Source organism: Kribbella sp. NPDC004536 (assembly GCF_042873835.1).
Lineage (GTDB): Bacteria > Actinomycetota > Actinomycetes > Propionibacteriales > Kribbellaceae > Kribbella.
The window spans coordinates 2,898,990-2,916,132 of sequence record NZ_JBIALY010000001.1 but is presented as its reverse complement, the minus strand read 5'-3'; the positions used below and the strand labels follow the sequence as shown (position 1 = coordinate 2,916,132).

Sequence of the window (17,143 nt, the reverse complement as noted above, 5' to 3'; positions counted from 1 at the left end):
ATCAGGTAAGGGCTTGCATGAAGTTGCAAGAGATGGAACGTCCCAATTTTCCTTCGATTCCGCTAAGCTCCAACGCTTGTGAAACCGCCTTCCCCCCGGCGGCCCGTCTTCCTGGATGCGACCGGGCGTCGTCGTCGAACGATCCGAAGAACCGGGGCCTTCCTGGCCGTGCCTACCCTCGGTTACCTGGTCCTCATGGGCAGTAGTTTGCTCGGCGGACCACGACTGGACACCCCGCTGATTCCCGCTCCGGCCGCCGTCAGACACCGGCCGACCAAGGCGCCGGTCGAAGCTGCGGCGGAGACGCCCAAGCCGACCTCCCCGACACCCACCGACGCACGGTCCGAACAGTCGAGTACGCCGTCCGGCAACTCGTCGACACCGCCTCCGTCGACGAGCACCACGACCCCGACCTCGGCACCGCCGACCATCGTGCAGACAGGTACACCGGTACCGCCCCCGTCCATCGCGCCGACGGCCGTGCCGACCGGTACGACGACGGCCCCGGGCCGCACCAACTCGCCGACAACGGCACCGACCACTGCTGCACCGACGGCCACGACGACGCACGGCAACAAGCCGACCGCCCCGCCGGGCAAGAACAAGACGCCCACCCCGTGAGCCGTCCGGCCGCGCGGCGGGCGAAGCAGGTACCACTCCGGACGCACTGGATCGTCCTGACCATGCTGCTCGTGTGCCTGTCGAGCATGCTGCTGCTGAACGGCTACACGCACCACATGTTCGGCGCGGCACCCGACGGCGCGGTCCGCTCGACCGGCGGGAACGCGGCCGTCCCACGGCAGATCGTCAACGGCGGACCGGTCATCGACGCCACCGCCGGCACACCTCGCTCCGTCTCGCCGAAGGCCCGCACCATCGCGATCACCTTCGACGACGGACCGGACCCGGTGTGGACGCCGAAGATCCTGGACGTACTGCGCGCGCAGCACGTGCACGCGACGTTCTTCGTGGTCGGCACGGAGGTCGCGGCACATCCCGACCTGGCCCGCCGGATCGTCGCCGAAGGCCACCAGCTCGCTGTGCACACCTTCACCCACGCGAACCTGTCGAACGCTGCGCCGTGGCGACGCTCGCTGGAGCTCAGCCAGAGCCAGTTGATCCTCGCCGGCGCCACCGGGGTGAGTACGACGCTGCTCAGGCCGCCGTACTCCTCGGAGCCGAGCGCGCTGACCGACCGCGACTGGGCAGCGCTGGAGCAGACCCGGAAGTCCGGGTATCTCGCGGTACTTACCAGTCAGGACAGTGAGGACTGGCGGCGTCCCGGAACGAACCAGGTGATCGCCAACTCGATGCCTCGCAGTACTGCGGGACAGATACTGCTGATGCACGACGCCGGTGGCGACCGCAGCGAGACCGTGGAAGCACTGAGTAAGCTGCTGCCACGGCTGAAGGCCCGTGGCTTCCGCTTCGCCACTGTGAGCGAAGCGGTTGGTCTACCGGACCCCACGCGCAAGGCCGGTCCCTTGGACCGGGTCCGTGGTCTGGTGCTCATCTGGGTGATGCGAATCAGCGACTGGATCCTGAGCGTCATCGGCTGGCTCTTGTACGCGGCCGGTGCGCTGAGCGTGCTACGGGCCATCACCACGGTCGTCGCAGCCCGTCGCCATGCACGGATGCGCAACTGGTCGTACGGGCCACCAGTGACGGAGCCGGTCAGCGTGATCGTCCCGGCGTACAACGAGAGCGCCGGCATCGAGGCAGCGATCCGCTCGCTCGTCGCCTCCGACCATCCGCTCGAGGTGATCGTCGTGGACGACGGTTCCACGGACGGTACGGCGGACCTCGTGGAGTCGCTCCGGATACCGGGCGTGCGCGTGATCCGCCAGGCGAACGCGGGCAAGCCCGTCGCGCTGAACACCGGCCTGAAGGCGGCCCGGTTCGAGCTGATCGTGATGGTCGACGGGGACACCGTGTTCGAGCCGGACGCGGTTCGCAAGCTCATCCAGCCGTTCGCGCATCCGTCTGTCGGTGCGGTGTCCGGCAACGCCAAGGTGGGTAACCGTGGCGGTCTGATCGGTCGCTGGCAGCACATCGAGTACGTGATCGGCTTCAACCTCGACCGCCGGCTGTTCGACCTGGCCGAGTGCATGCCGACCGTGCCCGGTGCGGTCGGCGCGTTCCGTCGTACCGCGCTGGAGCGGATCGGCGGGCTGAGCGACGTGACGCTCGCCGAGGACACCGATCTGACCATGGCGCTCTGCCGTGACGGGTGGCGGGTGGTCTACGAGGAGAGTGCGATCGCGTGGACCGAGGCACCCGCGTCGATGGGTGCGCTGTGGCGGCAGCGGTACCGCTGGTGCTACGGGACGCTCCAGGCGATGTGGAAGCACCGGGGTGCGATGGTGCAGCGCGGGCGGGCCGGGAAGTTCGGGCGACGCGGGCTCACGTACCTGATGCTGTTTCAGGTGCTGCTGCCGTTGCTGGCGCCTGTGGTGGACGTGTTCGCGATCTACGGACTGATCTTCCTCAACCCGGTGCGGGTGCTGTCCGTGTGGGCCGGCTTCGTGTTACTGCAGGTGGCGATGGGTTTCTATGCGTTCTGGTTGGACGGGGAACGCCCTGGTCCGCTGTGGACGCTGCCGCTCCAGCAGTTCGTCTACCGGCAGCTCATGTACCTCGTGGTCATTCAGTCGGTCTTCACCGCGCTGGCGGGTACCAGGCTGCGTTGGCAGCGCATGGAGAGGTACGGAAGTTTGCAGGCGCCAGTCGTTCGCTAACCTAAAGCGATGAGATTCTCACGGGGAGTACTTGTGGTTGCCGGCTTGCTGACCCTCACGGCCGGCGCCAAGCCATGCATCGTCGGCGGCACGGTAACCAGCACCAGCGAGGCGCCTTGGGTGATCGCGCTGAACACCACGCAGTCCAGCTCCTCCAGCGGGCGCTACTGCGGTGCTGCACTCGTGAAGCCCGACAAGATCGTCACGGCCGCGCACTGCATGGACGAGGCGACGTCGACGTACTACGCGGTGCAGGGCCGGGCCGACCTCGGTGACCCCACGGTCGGGCGCGTATCGGCGATCAGCAAGGTGTGGATCGCCCCCGGGTACAACACGAAGAACAACCGCTACGACGTGGCCGTACTGACACTGGCGAAGCCGTTCACCGGGGTCCCGGTGCTACCACTCGAGACCCGGGCGCGAGCAGACGCGGCCGGTGCAGTACCGACGGTTTACGGTTGGGGCGACACGCAGGACACCGGGCCTGACGAGACACTGCAGAAGGCCGCAGTACCGGATCTCGGCGACAAGACGTGCCTCGCGAACAAGAGCTACGTCGCCAACGGGTACGCCGCCGCGACGAACGTCTGTGCCGGGTACCTGCAAGGAGGCACCGACGCGTGCCAGGGCGACTCCGGCGGACCTCTTGTGCTCAATGGGCGTCTGCTCGGGGTGGTGTCGTGGGGGCAAGGCTGTGCGCAGCCCGGCAACCCCGGGGTGTACGCACAGATCGCACCCGTGGCCAAGGCGTTGCTGCAACACTGAGGGCATGACCGAACCCGTCCGCGTCATCAAGGCCGGTGACCTGGTCGCCGCCGACCCGACCTCCGGCATGCTCCGGATGCGGGCCTTCGAACTGCCGATCCTGTGGGCCGGCCAGGTCGTCACCGAGCCGGGGGCGATCTCCGGCTGGCACCACCACGACAAGAACGAGAGCAGCCTGTACATCGTCTCCGGTGTCCTGCGGCTCGAGTTCGAGGGCTCCGACGAGTACCTGGACGCGGTCGCCGGCGACTTCGTACACGTACCGGCGTTCACCGTGCACCGCGAGAGCAACCCCGGCCGCAACCCGTCGCTGGCCGTGATCGCAAGAGCCGGCGGCGGCATCCCCACCGTAAACGTCGACGCACCACGCTAGGCCAAGCCTGCCCGCCCAGCCAACGCCGTCACGCGCCGGCGAGCGGCACGTTGACGACCTCGCCGACCACGACCGTCATCGGAGTCTTGAGTGCCGCGGCATCGTCATTGGCTGCTTCCAGCTCTGGCGAGCGTAGAGCCGTCTTCAGGTGATCGGCGTCGTAGAAGTCGAGGTGTGCCGTCAGGTACAGGTCTGGATCGCCGGCGAGGCCGCGGGGCTTGGTCCAGCTGAAGGCGGATAGGTGTGGAACCTGCATGACGAGCGGTACATGCTTGGTGAGGTAATGCGAGTCGAACGCCTCAGGGTCGGCGGGTGTTGCGTACGAGATGGTGATCCGCTGCATGTGATCGGCTCCTTGTCAGTTCTGTGGCCAGGTCTTGGCCACAAGAGTCAGGACGTCATAGGTGGCGACCGGTTGGTCGTCTCCATTGGTGACGACGGCGTCCCATCGCACTTCGCCGTATTCGGCGGAATCGCGCGGTGTGATCTCCTTGACGGTCAAGGTGACTGCGATGCACTCGCCGGCTCTGACCGGCTTGATGAAACGCAGTCCGTCGACGCCATAGTTCGCGAGTACCGGACCCGGTGCCGGGTCGACGAAGAGTCCTGCGGCCAACGAGACCACGAGGTAGCCATGGGCAACGATTCCGCCGAACAGCGGGTTCTTCGCTGCGGCTTCAGGGTCGGTGTGAGCGTAGAACGTGTCGCCGGTGAACTCGGCGAAGTGTTCGATGTCGTCGAACGACACAATGCGTGGCGCGGAGGTGATGCTGTCGCCGATGCGCAGCTCCGCCAGACTCTTGCGGAACGGATGCCCGCTGTCGTTGTTGCGCGGAGCTCCAGCAGTCCATCGCCCAGTGATGGCGGTCAGCTGCCGTGGTGATGCTTGGACAGCGGTACGTTGCATGTGGCGAAGGACGGCGCGAACGCCACCGAGCTCCTCGCCGCCACCCGCGCGACCTGGGCCGCCGTGGACCAGAACCGGCAGCGGCGATCCATGGCCGGTCGACTCGCGACCGTTGTCGCGGTCCAGCACGAGGATCCGGCCGTGCCACGGCGCCAGACCGGCGACAACTGTGCACGCTACGTCGGTGTCGTACGTGACGAGCGAGCCCGCGAGGCTCCCCCGACCACGGGCAGCGAGCTCGACGGCCTCATCCACGGTTGAGTAGCTCAGTACGGTGCTCACCGGACCGAACGCTTCTACGTCGTGCGGCTCGGCTGCTCCACGGGCAGCACGTAGCAGGACCGGTGACATGAAGGCGCCGCGCGCAGCATCGCCGGCGACGGCGTCGACCCGGTCCGGTGCTCCACACACAATCTTGGCGGAAGTCGTCAATGCGTGGATCGCCTTGCGGACCTCGTCCCGCTGCGCAATCGAAACGAGGGCACCCATCCGGACTTCCGCGTCTCGCGGGTCGCCGACCCTGATCTCGGTCAGGCGAGCTCGGACAGCCTCAATCACGTCCTGTGTCATCGTGTCGGGCACGATGACACGCCTGATAGCTGTGCATTTCTGACCGGCCTTGCTGGTCATCTCGTCGACCACTCCGTCAACGAACAGGTCGAACTCGATGTCGTCGATCGTGACGTCTGGCCCAAGCATCGAACAGTTCAATGAATCGGCTTCGACACCGAGTTGCACGCCGCCGTTCACCACGCTGGAGTGGGTCCGTAGTAGGAGCGCGGTGTGCGCCGAGCCGGTGAACGCCACCGAGTCCTGCACAGTCAATTCGTCGAGCAGGCCGGCATAGCTCCCGGCGAGGAACTGCAGCGCTCCGGCGGGAAGAATGCCGGACTCGATGATCCGCCGAGCCACGAGCTCAGCAAGATAAGCGGTCTGAGCTGCGGGCTTGACGATCGTGGGCAATCCGGCGAGGAACGCGGGTGCAAGTTTCTCGAGCATCCCCCAGACGGGGAAGTTGTATGCATTGATCTGCACTGCGACGCCGGGCCGCGACGAGTAGAGGTGCTGGCCGACGAAGGAGCCGCCGCGCCCAAGTTGCTCAAGGCCACCGTCGACGACAACGGTGTCGTTCGGTAGCTCCCGGGAGCCCTTGCCGGCGTAGCTGAACAGCGTGCCGAATCCCCCGTCGATGTCGATGACCGAATCGCGGTGCGTCGCGCCGGTACACGATGACATCTCGTACAGCTCGTCCTTGACGCCGTTGGCCGGGTCGGACAGGTACTTCGCGAGTGTCTTCAGAAGTGCGGCGCGCTCGTGGAAGGTCAGGCTGCGGAGGGCCGGCCCGCCAACAGTGCGGGCGTACGTGGTCATCTCCCCCAGGTCCGGACCACCGTTGGTGATCCGGGCTACCTCCTGACCTGTGCTGGCGTCGAGCAGCGGCCGGCCCTCGTCACTTGCACGAAACCAACGCCCGGCGGCGTAGCTCTCAAGCGTCCTACTCACGTCGTCGCCATCCTCCGAGTTCACCTGGACACGCAGCAGTCGCCAACGCGAAATGCACGTCGGCGACTGCGCACAGGCTGCATTGCAGGACTGAAGCGCCGCTGAAGTCGTGGTCAAGCCCTGAGCAGGGTCATCTCAGCTGAAGCGTTCGTAGGCCGGTTGGGTCAGGAAGTCGACGTACTCGTCGGCGAGTGCGACCTCGAGGAACAGCGAGCGGGCCGCGGTGTAGCGGTCCGGATCGCCGAGCTTGGCGATCTCCTCGTCGGCGATCCGCTCGACCAGTTCGGTGGTGACGGTATCGCCGGTGTCCAGGACGACCTCGTTCCGCCGCCACTGCCAGATCTGCGAGCGCGAGATCTCCGCGGTCGCGGCGTCCTCCATCAGGTTGAAGATGCCGACCGCGCCGGTGCCCTCGAGCCAGACCGCCAGGTACTGCACGGCGACGCTGACGTTGTTGCGCAGGCCCTCCTCGGTTACCGCACCCGGCGTCGCGGCGACGTCCAGCAACTGCTCGGCCGTCACCGCGACGTCCTCACGGAGCCGGTCGACCTGGTTCGGGCGGTCGCCGAGGACCGAGTCGAACACCTCGCGGGCGGTCTCGACCATGCCCGGGTGCGCGACCCAGGACCCGTCGAAGCCGTCGCCGGCCTCCCGGGTCTTGTCCGCCTTGACCTTCGCGAACGCCACCTCGTTCACCGCCGGGTCCTTGCTCGGGATGAACGCCGCCATCCCGCCGATCGCGTGCGCGCCGCGCTTGTGGCAGGTCCGGACCAGGAGCTCGGTGTACGCGCGCATGAACGGCACGGTCATCGTCACGCTGTTCCGGTCCGGCAGCTGGAACGCCTTGCCACTGGTGCGATGCGTCTTGATCACACTGAACATGTAGTCCCAGCGGCCCGCGTTCAGGCCGGCGGAGTGCTCGCGGAGCTCGTAGAGGATCTCCTCCATCTCGAACGCCGCCGGGTACGTCTCGATCAGTACGGTCGCCCGGATCGTGCCGCGCGGGATCCCGAGTGCCTCCTGGGCGGTCACGAACACGTCGTTCCACAGCCGCGCCTCGAGGTGCGACTCCATCTTCGGCAGGTAGAAGTACGGTCCCTGGCCGCGGTCGAGCTGCAGCTGCGCACACGCCACGAAGTACAGAGCGAAGTCGACCAACGATCCCGAGGTGGGCGAGCCGTCCACCAGGATGTGCTTCTCCGGCAGGTGCCAGCCGCGCGGCCGGACCACGATCGTCGCCAGCTCGTCGTCCGGCTTCAGCGCGTAGCTCTTGGTGTCGGTGCTGAAGTCGATCTTCCGGGTGATCGCGTCCAGCAGGTTGAGCTGACCGCCGACCACGTTCTCCCAGGTCGGCGTGTTCGCGTCCTCCTGGTCGGCCAGCCAGACCTTCGCGCCCGAGTTCAGAGCGTTGATCGTCATCTTCCGGTCCGTCGGCCCGGTGATCTCGACCCGCCGGTCGACCAGCCCCGGAGCGGCCGGCGCGACCCGCCACTCCGGGTCGTCGCGCACGTCCTTGGTCTCGGACAGGAACCCCAGCTCCGTCCCGGCCGCGATCGCCGCGACCCGCTCCGCCCGGCGGCCGAGCAGCTCCCGCCGGCGCGCGTCGTACGCACGGTGCAGCGTCTCGATCAGCCCGAGCGCACGCTCACTCAGAATCTCCTCGTACCGATCGTGCAGCGGGCCGGTGACGTCGACTGACACTGGGTGCTCCTTAGGTGAGAACTACGATCTCGTGGTCCGTGATTCGGTATACCAACACGGTAATCCAGCCGTCGCGCTGCTGCACGTCCACCTCCTCCCGTGAGACGAGGAGCCGCGCCCGGGACGCGTTCACCCTGAGCGACACCGCGAACGGGCCCGCGGGCGTGAGCTCCTCCAGCCGGCCTCGCCACGCGCCGCCCTGGTCGAGGTTGACCAGGTGCAAGATGTGCCGGTCCCCTTGCCGGTAGAGCTGGCAGTCGAGTACGCCGGCGCCGTCGACGCGCAGCGGGATGCCGTCGTGGCGTACCAGGTTGGCGAGCAGCCGGCCGTGGTCCGGATGGTGGTGCTTCGCGTACTGCCGGTCGAGATCGGCCGCCAGGTACGCCGTCCGCCCACTGCGGACCAGCGCCGGTACGTCGGTCCGTGGTTCCGCCATCCACGACTTCTCCGGCGGGTAGATCGGGAACGGCGGAATCCAGGTCAGCGCTTTCCTGGCGTCGGTCTCCACCGCCTCGAGCTGCCCGCCGAACGGCAGCACGTCGGTGTCGCCGTCGAACACTTCCCGGTCCTCGATCCGCAGGTAGCTGTGTGAGTCGTACGTCTCCCAATCACCCAGCGAGCCGTCCCCGTAACGCTTCCCCTGATGCCGTACGCCGAGCAGTTCGCCGACCGCCCAACGATCCCGACGGTCGCCCCACTCGTCGTAAAGCCCCGATTCCCCAGTCACGACAAGCTTCCCACCGCTGGCGACATAAGCCTCCAGTTGAGCGCACTGCTGGTCCGTCAGCACGCCCACGTTCGGCACAATCAGCACCTCGAACCGCTGGTCTACTTCATTGGTAGGCAAGTACGGAACCCGCGCCCTGACCAGCGCATCCGCCCATCCCCGGTAGGGCAACTGACTGACCTCGACCGGCTCGCCCTTCCCATGGAAGTCCACGCTGAGCTGGCTCCACAGCAACCCGACACTGGCAACCGGCTCACGATCGACCAAGTACTCCTCGTGCTCCGCATGCCACTCGAACAACGGCTGCGCGGTCGCGTACTGCCGCCGGTCCTCGTGCACCGACCCGATGTGGTGCCACCACGGCTGGATCCCGCCGGCCCAGCCCTCGATCGCCCACATCCGGGCCTCCGGCGCGGGTTTGCTCCCGAGCCGGAACGTCGGCGTCCCCGCGTCGTACATCGCCGTACTCTCGGGGATCAGCGTGTCCCACCCGAGCATCCCGTGCAGCCGTTTTCCGGAATCCGCGTTCGCCTGGAAACCGGACTCGTCGTGCCGCCACTGCGAGTCCAGCATGAAGATCCGCGCCCGCCGGCAGATCTCCGCGTCGTCCCGCAACCGTTTGCTCTGTGCAACGACATCGCCGCCGTTCATCCCGATCCACAAACAGTCCGGGCCGCCGGCCGCGGTCGTCACCGCGTTGTTCAGCTCCCAGACGTCGAGTCGTCGTTGGTAGCTCCAACGGATCCAGCGCTTGTACAGCGAATCCTCCCAGTCGGCCGCTTCCGGGAGTTCCTGCCCGAAGCTGTCCCGGCAGTTCGGGCAGTAGCAGATCGAGTCGCGGCCGAGCCCGCTCCAGCTGTTGTCGGTAAGCCCGTCCGGTGCGGTCCGCTCGATGATCTCCTCGAGGATCCCGGTCAGGAACTCCCGGTAGTACGGTCCGGTCACGCAGGCGACGTACAACTCACCGGCCCGGTAAGGGTTGCCGTCGGCATCGATCGCGAACCAGTCCGGATGCGCGTCGTACAACGGCTGATGCGCCCGGTTCGAGTCCATCCGCGCCAGCACGGTCAGCCCGTCCGCACGGGCCAGTTCGACGATCTCCCCGTACAGGTCACGGTCGCCCAGGTACTCCGCCCGGTGCTGCAGCTCGAACCTGCTCGGGTAGTACGCGACGATCCCGCCCGCGTTGACGATCACCCCCTGTACCTTCGTGCGGCGCCACTGCTGCCGCCACCATTCGGCGTCGTACCTTGCCGGGTCCTTCTCGGTCAGGTTCGTCTGCGCCCAGCGGAAAGTCCTTTGGTACCAGGGCTTCACGACAGTCCCCGGACCGCATCCCCCGCACCGGACAGGTTCTCCAGCAGCATTTCCGAGTACTTCCGGCTCAGCACGACGCCCTCGGCGCCGCCGGCGAACGCGGCCAGCGTCGCGTCCCGCACGGACTCCCGGGTGCACCGGGTCAGCTCGCCCTCGTTGTCGTCCCAGTTGATCTTGGTACCGACGTCCCGCGGCTTCTCCAGCCCACGCTGCTGGGCGACCCCGACCGGGATGTCGATGTCGATGCCCGGGTAGATCTTGCTCTGGCCGCCGACCCCGGCGACGGCCCGCTCGGTCTCGCGCCGTACGTAGTCCGCGCTGAAGCCGGTCCGGGGCAACTTCTCGTACGCACCCTCGTCGAGCTGCAGCAGCTTCATCATCAACGGGTACACGTCTTCCGGCTCGGCGTCCGCGAACAGCGCACCGCAGATGCTCTTCACCCAGGTGAAGAACCGCGGCCCCGCGCAGTTGTTGTAGATGACCACCTTGATGAAGTCCGAGAACTTCGCCATCTCGGTGTAGTCCTGGTCGGCGCGGTAGAACGGGCTGAACGAGATGTTGTGGTAGACGTGCCACCCGACCTGCACCTCGGGGGAAATCGCCTTCGCCACACCGTAGATGTCGCGGTACAGCTGCCGCTGGCTCTCGGTCCACAACGTCTGCCAGGCCAGCACTTCGGGGAAGTTCAGCAGGATCCGCCAGAACGTCACGAACGCGCCGTCGACCGGTCGCTCACCCGCGCCGACCCGCTGGTTCCAGTCGACCAGCTCGCGGTACCCCTGCATCGCCCGATTCACGTCGATGCCCCGTTCGCGCGCGACCGCCCGGCAGTGCGGGCAGAAGCAGCCGATCTCCGAGACGTCGACCGTGCCCTGCATCAGCATGTTCAACGGACCGGGGCGCTCCGAGCACCACGCCAGACCGTCGAGCTGATAGCTCTGCACGTAGTCCTCGACGAACCCGAGATGCCAGTTGCGGTAGTCCGGGTTGTTGAAGCACGGCCGCCGCCCCGGCCGCCCCCACGCGTCCACCTCCAGCACCTTGGCGAAGTTCGGGTACGTACGCAGCTCGCGGGCGCCGCCGCTCTCCTCCATCCAGGCGAACGACTGCATCCCACGCTCCCGCGCCTTCGGGATCACCTCGCCGAGCAGGTCCAGCTCCGGATGCTCGGGCGCGCGGCCGACCGCGCCGAGCACGGTGTTCCCGTAGTACTGCGGGTGCGGCGTCGCGTAGTTCCCGCCGACCCAACCCAGGTCGTACTCCTGGCCGCCGTGGTCCGGGATCGGATGGCCCGGGATCTGCCGGCCGCCGGTCCCCCGGGTCCAGGTCGGCGTGGCCAGGAACAGCGCGTTCACCGCGCCGCGTTCGGCCAGGATGTCGAGTGTCCGGTCGACGCCTTCGTCGACGAACGAGATGGCTCCGATCTGCATGGCAACGAGCCGGTCCGGCACGGTGCTCACCCCTTCATTCCTGTCATCGTGATGCCCTGGATGAAATAGCGCTGCGCAAAGAGGAAGACAGCGATCACCGGCACGACCGAAACCGTCGCACCGCACATCAGCAGACTGACCTGGGTGAAGTACTCGCCCTGGAACTGGGCGAGCGCCACCGGCAGCGTCTGCAGGTTCTCGGAGTTGATGTAGATCAGCGGACCGAACAGGTCGTTCCACGACTCGAGGAACGTGAACACCCCGATCGCGGCCAGCGCGGGCTTGGTCTGCGGCAGCATGATCCGCCAGTAGATTCCGAACGTGGACGCCCCGTCGATCTTCCCGGCGTCCTCGAGTTCCTGCGGCACGGTCAGGAAGGACTGCCGCATCAGGAACGTCGCGAACACCGGCGTGAGTACCTTCGGCACCCACAGCGGGTACTGCGTGTCCACCCACCCGATCTGCCGGAAGACGATGTACTGCGGGATCAGGTAGGCGATTCCGGGAATGATCGAGGTGGCCAGCAGCACCATGAACGCGGCGTCCCGGCCGGCGAACCGCAGCCGCGCGAACGCGTACCCGGCCATCGACGCGACGATCAGGATCCCGATCACGTTCAGCCCGGCGAGCTTGACGCTGTTCCACAGGAACACCGGGATCAGCTCGAACACCTGCCGGTAGTTGTCCCAGTGCGCGTCGGTCGGCAGGAACTTCGGCGGCACGCTCAGGACCTTGGCCTCCGGCCGGAGCGACGCGCTGATCATCCACACCAGCGGCGCGAGGAAGACGACCGCGAACAAGGACATCACGACGTACTGCGATGTCTTCGAGACGATTCTCATGTGTAGAACACCCACCTCTTCTGCAGCTTCCACTGCAGGTAGGTGACGGCCGCGATCACCACGAACAGGATCCAGGCCATCGCCGAGGCGTAGCCGACCTTCCCGTAGCTGAACGCGTTCTGGTAGATGTTGAAGATGTAGACGCTGGTGGCGTGGCCGGGCCCGCCCTTGGTCATCACGTAGATCAGGCCGAACACCTGGAACGACGTGATGAACTGCGTGATCAGCAGGAACAGGAAATGCGGTGTCAGCAACGGCAACGTGATGAACCGCAGCCGTTGCCACGCGCCCGCACCGTCGATCCGCGCGGATTCGAAGTACTCGTTCGGCAGGCCCTGCAGACCGGCGAGCAGGATGATCATCGGGTAGCCGATGCCCTGCCAGACGCTCACCATGATCACCGCCGGCATCGCCCAGCTCGAGCTCGACAGCCATTGCGGGCCGTGGATCCCGAGCTGACCGAGCAACCCGTTGATCACCCCGTCGTCCGGCTGGAAGAACCAGAACCAGACGAAACCGATCGCGACCACGTTGGTCACGTACGGCGCGAAGTACGCCGTCCGGAAGAACGCGACGCCACGGATCGGGCGGGCGCACAGCAACGCCAGCACCAGCCCGATGCCGATCGTCAGCGGAATGCTCGCGAGCGTGAAGTACACCGTGTTCTCGAACGTCTGCAGGAACAGCGGATCCTTGCCGAACAGGTCCACGAAGTTGTGCAGCCCGACGAACCGCGGCGCGGAGATGCCGTTCCAGTCGGTCAGCGAGGCGCCGATCGAGACCAGGATCGGGAAGAACTGGAACGCCACCACCCCGACCACGATCGGGCTGATGAACAGCCAGCCGGTGAGGTTCTGCTTGCGCCGCGCCCGCCGGATGTCGGCCCGGTGGACCGGGCCGGCGGTGTCGCGCGCCATCGTGATGGTTGCCATCGACAATCAACCCTTCAAGGCGTTCTCCACCTGTGGCTTGACCTGCTGCAGGACGTCGGCGACCGGTTTCTCGCAGTTGTAGGCGGGGTCCAGCGCGGGCCGGTACAACTCGCGGGCACCGATCGTGTTCTTGGTCTGGTTGGTCGCGGTCAGGTGCTTCGCCGCCTCGGCGAACAACCCGATGTGCGCCGGCGCCTTCCCGTTCGGCGCGAGCTGCGCCGCGGCCTTCAGGTTGATCGGGGTAAATGCACCGCCCTGCAACAGGATCTTGCCGCCGTCCTCACTCGCGAGGTACTTCAGCAGGTCCCAGGCCGCATCCGGGTTCTTCGCCTTCTTCGGGACGCAGAACACGATCACGCTGGACTCGGTCTTCTGCTCGACGTCGGCCGGCGGCGGAGCGACGTCCCAGGTGAAGTCCTTGACCGTCTGCCGCAGGTACGGCACGGTGCCGAAAGTCGCGAACATCATCGCGAGCTTGCCCTGGGCGAACAGCTGGTTCTGAGCGTTGTCCTGCTGGAGCGCCGACCACGGCGGCTGGACCTTGTCCTTGCAGGTCAGGTCGGTCGCCCACTGCAGTGCCTCGGCCTCCTTCTGCCCGGACAGCGTGAACTGCGTGCCGTCCTTGGAGAAGATGCCGGTCTCGCTGCCGTGGTTCACCGTGAACGTCTGCTCGTAGCCGGTGTCCAGGTAGACCAGCGCGCCGTACTGGTTCTTCGCCGGGTCGGTGAGCTTCTTCGCCCGGTCCTCGAAGTCGGACCAGGTCCAGCCGTCGCGCGACCAGGTCGTCGGCGGCAGCGGTACGCCGGCCGCCTTGAACAGGTCGACGTTGTAGAAGATCAGGCGCGGCTGGTAGCCGAGCACCCATGCGGTGTGCGAGCCGTCCGGCTGCACCGGGAAGTCGAACGTCTCCTTGGCGAACTGGGCCGTGTCCAGCTTGTCCTTCTCGATGTACGGCTTCAGGTCCAGCAGCGCGCCCTGCTGGGAGAAGCCGCGGACGAAGTCGTCGTTGATCCGCATCACGTCCGGCGGACTGCCACCCGCGATCAGCGTGCGCATCTTGGTGTCGTACTCCTGGGTCACCGCGGGCTGGATCGTGACCTGCGTCCCGGACTGCTTCTCGAACGCCTGGATCGCCTGCTCCAGCGGGTTGCCCTTGACCTGCTCCCAGTTGAGGAAGGTCAGGCCCTTCTTGCCGCCACCGCTCGCGCTGCCGTTGCCACCACAGCCGGCCAGTAACCCAGCGGCGGTCAGTCCCGTCAGTCCGGCGAGAAACCTGCGGCGGTCCAGGGAGGGAAGTTGTGTCTGCACCGGAATCTCCCATCCACTTAGGGATGAATACGTATACACTCGGCTCTGAATACGTATACACAGCTCAATCGGAGTGGTCAACGGCTCGGACGGACACTCTTGAGTAGGGTTCACATCCTGGGATCGAGGGGAGGCACAGATGTCACGACCACCGACGAGCCGCGATCTGGCACGCCTGGCGGGGGTGTCGCAGGCGACCGTGTCACGGGTGCTGAGCAACAGCCCGAAGGTGACCCCGGAGACGCGGGCGCGGGTCCTGCAGGTACTGAAGGACGCGAACTACACACCGAACGCGCTAGCCCGCGCGATGAAGACCGGCCGCACCGACACCATCGGCGTCTTCATGACCCGCGTGACCAGTCCGTTCCACGCCGAGCTGCTCGACGAGATCGGCCGGGTGCTGAGTTCACTCGGCCTGCACATGATCCTGTGGAACATCGAGCACGACCCGGAGGAGACCGTGGCCGAGGTGCTGCACCAGCGCCTCGTCGACGGATTCGTACTGACCTCGGCGACGTACGACTCGAAGCTGCACACGATGGCGCTCGCGTCCGGGACCCCGACAGTGCTGCTGCACCGCGGCATCGACGACCTGGACTGCGACCAGGTCGTCGGCGACAACTGGCAGGGCGCGTACGACGCCGGCCGCTACCTGGTCGACCACGGGCACACCGACATCGGGCTGGTGACGCTGGCCCCCACCGGGAACACCTCCCGCGACCGCGATCTCGGCTTCCGGGCCGCGCTCGCCGACGCCGGCGTGAAGATCAAGCCGAGCAACGTGGTCACAGTCGCAGTGCCGCACGCTGCCGGGCACGCCGCGGCGGTCAAGCTGCTGTCGCGGAAGAAGCCGCCGACCGCGATCTACACGGTCACCGACCTGCTCGCGTTCGGCATCCTCGACGGTGCGCGGGCGAGCGGCGTCCGGGTGCCCGACGACCTCTGGGTGATCGGCTTCGACAACACCGAGATGGCCGCCTGGGAGGCGTTCGACCTGACCACGGTCGAGCAGCCGGTGCACGGCATCGTCGAGACCGGCATCCGGCTGCTCCGCGAGCGGATCGCCGACCCGGACCGCCCGACCGAGGTGGTGACGCTGCCCTGCCCGCTGGCGATCCGCGGCTCAACCGCGAACCGACACTAGTGCCCGTCCGGCGATCCGGCGCCGGCCCTAACCGAGCTTCGGCAGCACCTCGCGCAGCACGTCGGCGTGTTCTGCCGGCCGGGCGAGACCCATGTTCATCGTGTTGATGCAAAGGTGCGTCGCGCCCAGGTCGCGCCAGGCCTCCGCGAAAGCGCGCCAGTCCTGCTCGGGAACCGCCCCCAGGGTCAGGCGTGCCTCGATGCCGATCGACGCCGGGTCGCGCCCGGCATCCTCGGCCGCCTGCCGGATCAGTGCGATCTGCCGACGGGCGGTGTCGTTCGGGGCGGACTGCGGCATCCAGCCGTCCCCGATACGGCCGGTACGGCGTAGTACAGCGTCCGCCGTCCCGCCGAACCAGATCGGGATCTCGCGGCCGGGCAAGGGATTCAGGCCGGCCTCGTCGACATGGTCGAACTTGCCGTCGTACGAGACGACCGGATCCGCCCAGAGCCTGCGGAGCAGCTCGACCTGTTCGGTGAGCCGGGCGCCGCGCTTCTCGAACGGTACGCCGAGCGCGTCGTACTCGACGCGATTCCAGCCGATCCCGACCCCGAGCCGCAGCCGGCCGCCGCTCAGCACGTCGACCTCGGCCGCCTGCTTCGCGACGAGCGCGGTCTGCCGCTGCGGCAGGACGAGTACGCCGGTGACCAGCTCGAGCGTCGTCGTGATCGCCGCCAGATACCCGAACAGCACGAAAACCTCGTGGAACAAGGACTTGTCGGTGTACCCGGTCCAGCCCGGCCGGTTCGCCGGATCCGCGCCGAGGACGTGGTCGTAGGCCAGCACGTGGTTGTACCCGGCCGCCTCCACCGTCGTCGTCCAGTCCCGGACCACGGCGGGATCCGCCCCGATCTCGAGCTGCGGAAACACCGCGCCGATCTTCACATCGCCTCCAACAGGTCGATCAGTCCGTTCACCGCGAGATCGAAAGGCTCGGTCGAGCCGGCCGCACGGGCGAGTACGTACCCACCCTGCAGTACGGCAGCAATCGTGGCCGCGGTCCGCTCCGGATCGAGCGACTCCGGGTACTCGCCGTTTCGCTTGCCTTCAGCAACCACTTCCGCGAGCTGTTCCCGCAACCAGGCAAAGGTTTCCGCGATCGGTTTCCGCAGTTCCGGATCCGCGATCACGTCGGGATCCGCGGTCAACCGCCCGACCCGGCACCCCTTCAGCACGTCCCGCTCGCGACCAAGGTACGCGCCGATCCGCTCCCCCGCGGTACCCGCACCGCCGAAGTGCTCCGCGGCCGCGGCCCGCAACTCCGCCGCCGACCGCTCGATCGCCACCTTCGCCAACTCCGCCTTCCCCGCGAAGTGGTGATACATACTCCCCTGCCCGGCCCCCGCCTCCCGCTGAATAGCCTTCGGCGAGGTCCCCACATACCCCCGCTCCCACAACAACTCCTGCGTACTACGAATCAACCGCTCAACCGTCTCCACCCCCTCACTGTACCCAG

15 protein-coding genes are annotated in these 17,143 nt (G+C 67.0%); 5 read left to right on the top strand and 10 right to left on the bottom strand.

Going from position 1 to position 17,143, the window contains the following annotated elements:
* Window positions 1–195: 195 nt before the first annotated feature.
* The 4 genes from ACFYRU_RS14435 to ACFYRU_RS14420 are packed head-to-tail and all read left to right on the top strand — an operon-like array spanning window position 196 to window position 3,876.
* Window positions 196–621, top strand: a complete 426-nt coding sequence (locus ACFYRU_RS14435; RefSeq protein WP_387657693.1) for a hypothetical protein — start codon at window positions 196–198, stop codon at window positions 619–621.
* Window positions 618–2,738: a bifunctional polysaccharide deacetylase/glycosyltransferase family 2 protein gene (locus ACFYRU_RS14430; protein WP_387657691.1), complete on the top strand. Its 2,121-nt coding sequence runs from the start codon at window positions 618–620 to the stop codon at window positions 2,736–2,738. Before ACFYRU_RS14435 ends, ACFYRU_RS14430 begins: the two co-directional genes overlap by 4 nt.
* A gap of 9 nt (window positions 2,739–2,747) precedes the next feature.
* Window positions 2,748–3,503 (top strand): S1 family peptidase, encoded by a 756-nt coding sequence (locus tag ACFYRU_RS14425; protein ID WP_387657690.1) that lies wholly within the window; start codon window positions 2,748–2,750, stop codon window positions 3,501–3,503.
* A gap of 4 nt (window positions 3,504–3,507) precedes the next feature.
* Window positions 3,508–3,876 carry a cupin domain-containing protein gene (locus tag ACFYRU_RS14420; RefSeq protein ID WP_387657688.1) on the top strand — a complete coding sequence of 123 codons (369 nt, stop codon included), beginning with the start codon at window positions 3,508–3,510 and terminating at the stop codon, window positions 3,874–3,876.
* A gap of 28 nt (window positions 3,877–3,904) precedes the next feature.
* Here ACFYRU_RS14420 and ACFYRU_RS14415 read toward each other — a convergent pair whose 3' ends face one another.
* From ACFYRU_RS14415 to ACFYRU_RS14380, 8 genes are all read right to left on the bottom strand, one after another.
* Window positions 3,905–4,219 (bottom strand): EthD family reductase, encoded by a 315-nt coding sequence (locus tag ACFYRU_RS14415; protein ID WP_387657685.1) that lies wholly within the window; start codon window positions 4,217–4,219, stop codon window positions 3,905–3,907.
* Between the two features lie 15 nt (window positions 4,220–4,234).
* Window positions 4,235–6,286, bottom strand: a complete 2,052-nt coding sequence (gene paaZ / locus ACFYRU_RS14410) for a phenylacetic acid degradation bifunctional protein PaaZ (protein WP_387657684.1) — start codon at window positions 6,284–6,286, stop codon at window positions 4,235–4,237.
* Between the two features lie 135 nt (window positions 6,287–6,421).
* Window positions 6,422–7,987, bottom strand: coding sequence for a malate synthase A (gene aceB / locus ACFYRU_RS14405; RefSeq protein ID WP_387657681.1), 1,566 nt, complete (start codon window positions 7,985–7,987; stop codon window positions 6,422–6,424).
* 10 nt (window positions 7,988–7,997) lie between these two features.
* On the bottom strand, window positions 7,998–10,031 hold the full coding sequence (locus ACFYRU_RS14400) for a beta-galactosidase (protein ID WP_387657678.1): 2,034 nt from the start codon (window positions 10,029–10,031) through the stop codon (window positions 7,998–8,000).
* Window positions 10,028–11,491 carry a hypothetical protein gene (locus tag ACFYRU_RS14395; protein WP_387657675.1) on the bottom strand — a complete coding sequence of 488 codons (1,464 nt, stop codon included), beginning with the start codon at window positions 11,489–11,491 and terminating at the stop codon, window positions 10,028–10,030. Before ACFYRU_RS14395 ends, ACFYRU_RS14400 begins: the two co-directional genes overlap by 4 nt.
* Complete coding sequence (locus tag ACFYRU_RS14390; protein ID WP_387657672.1) at window positions 11,488–12,303, bottom strand: carbohydrate ABC transporter permease; 816 nt, start codon at window positions 12,301–12,303, stop codon at window positions 11,488–11,490. The genes ACFYRU_RS14395 and ACFYRU_RS14390 overlap by 4 nt, the downstream gene beginning before the upstream one ends.
* Window positions 12,300–13,235, bottom strand: a complete 936-nt coding sequence (locus ACFYRU_RS14385; protein ID WP_387657670.1) for a carbohydrate ABC transporter permease — start codon at window positions 13,233–13,235, stop codon at window positions 12,300–12,302. Before ACFYRU_RS14385 ends, ACFYRU_RS14390 begins: the two co-directional genes overlap by 4 nt.
* 6 nt (window positions 13,236–13,241) lie before the next feature.
* A complete protein-coding gene (locus ACFYRU_RS14380) occupies window positions 13,242–14,543 on the bottom strand; it encodes an ABC transporter substrate-binding protein (RefSeq protein ID WP_387657667.1) in 1,302 nt (433 codons plus the stop codon).
* A gap of 139 nt (window positions 14,544–14,682) precedes the next feature.
* Here ACFYRU_RS14380 and ACFYRU_RS14375 point away from each other — a divergent pair, with 139 nt between their 5' ends.
* Window positions 14,683–15,687 carry a LacI family DNA-binding transcriptional regulator gene (locus ACFYRU_RS14375; RefSeq protein WP_387657664.1) on the top strand — a complete coding sequence of 335 codons (1,005 nt, stop codon included), beginning with the start codon at window positions 14,683–14,685 and terminating at the stop codon, window positions 15,685–15,687.
* Window positions 15,688–15,714: 27 nt separating this feature from the next.
* On the opposite strand, the gene ACFYRU_RS14370 is transcribed toward ACFYRU_RS14375, so the two are convergent.
* Together ACFYRU_RS14370 and ACFYRU_RS14365 are read right to left on the bottom strand one after the other, a co-directional pair.
* Window positions 15,715–16,572 carry an LLM class F420-dependent oxidoreductase gene (locus ACFYRU_RS14370; RefSeq protein WP_387657661.1) on the bottom strand — a complete coding sequence of 286 codons (858 nt, stop codon included), beginning with the start codon at window positions 16,570–16,572 and terminating at the stop codon, window positions 15,715–15,717.
* Complete coding sequence (locus tag ACFYRU_RS14365; protein ID WP_387657658.1) at window positions 16,569–17,126, bottom strand: TetR/AcrR family transcriptional regulator; 558 nt, start codon at window positions 17,124–17,126, stop codon at window positions 16,569–16,571. The genes ACFYRU_RS14370 and ACFYRU_RS14365 overlap by 4 nt, the downstream gene beginning before the upstream one ends.
* Window positions 17,127–17,143 lie beyond the last annotated feature (17 nt).

Excerpts from the sequence above, each read along its gene's own strand:
- ACFYRU_RS14390 (WP_387657672.1), bottom strand. The coding sequence starts at position 12,303 with ATGAGAATCGTCTCGAAGACATCGCAGTACGTCGTGATGTCCTTGTTC.
- ACFYRU_RS14425 (WP_387657690.1), top strand. The coding sequence starts at position 2,748 with ATGAGATTCTCACGGGGAGTACTTGTGGTTGCCGGCTTGCTGACCCTC.
- ACFYRU_RS14420 (WP_387657688.1), top strand. The coding sequence starts at position 3,508 with ATGACCGAACCCGTCCGCGTCATCAAGGCCGGTGACCTGGTCGCCGCC.
- ACFYRU_RS14375 (WP_387657664.1), top strand. The coding sequence starts at position 14,683 with ATGTCACGACCACCGACGAGCCGCGATCTGGCACGCCTGGCGGGGGTG.
- ACFYRU_RS14415 (WP_387657685.1), bottom strand. The coding sequence starts at position 4,219 with ATGCAGCGGATCACCATCTCGTACGCAACACCCGCCGACCCTGAGGCG.
- ACFYRU_RS14435 (WP_387657693.1), top strand. The coding sequence starts at position 196 with ATGGGCAGTAGTTTGCTCGGCGGACCACGACTGGACACCCCGCTGATT.
- ACFYRU_RS14385 (WP_387657670.1), bottom strand. The coding sequence starts at position 13,235 with ATGGCAACCATCACGATGGCGCGCGACACCGCCGGCCCGGTCCACCGG.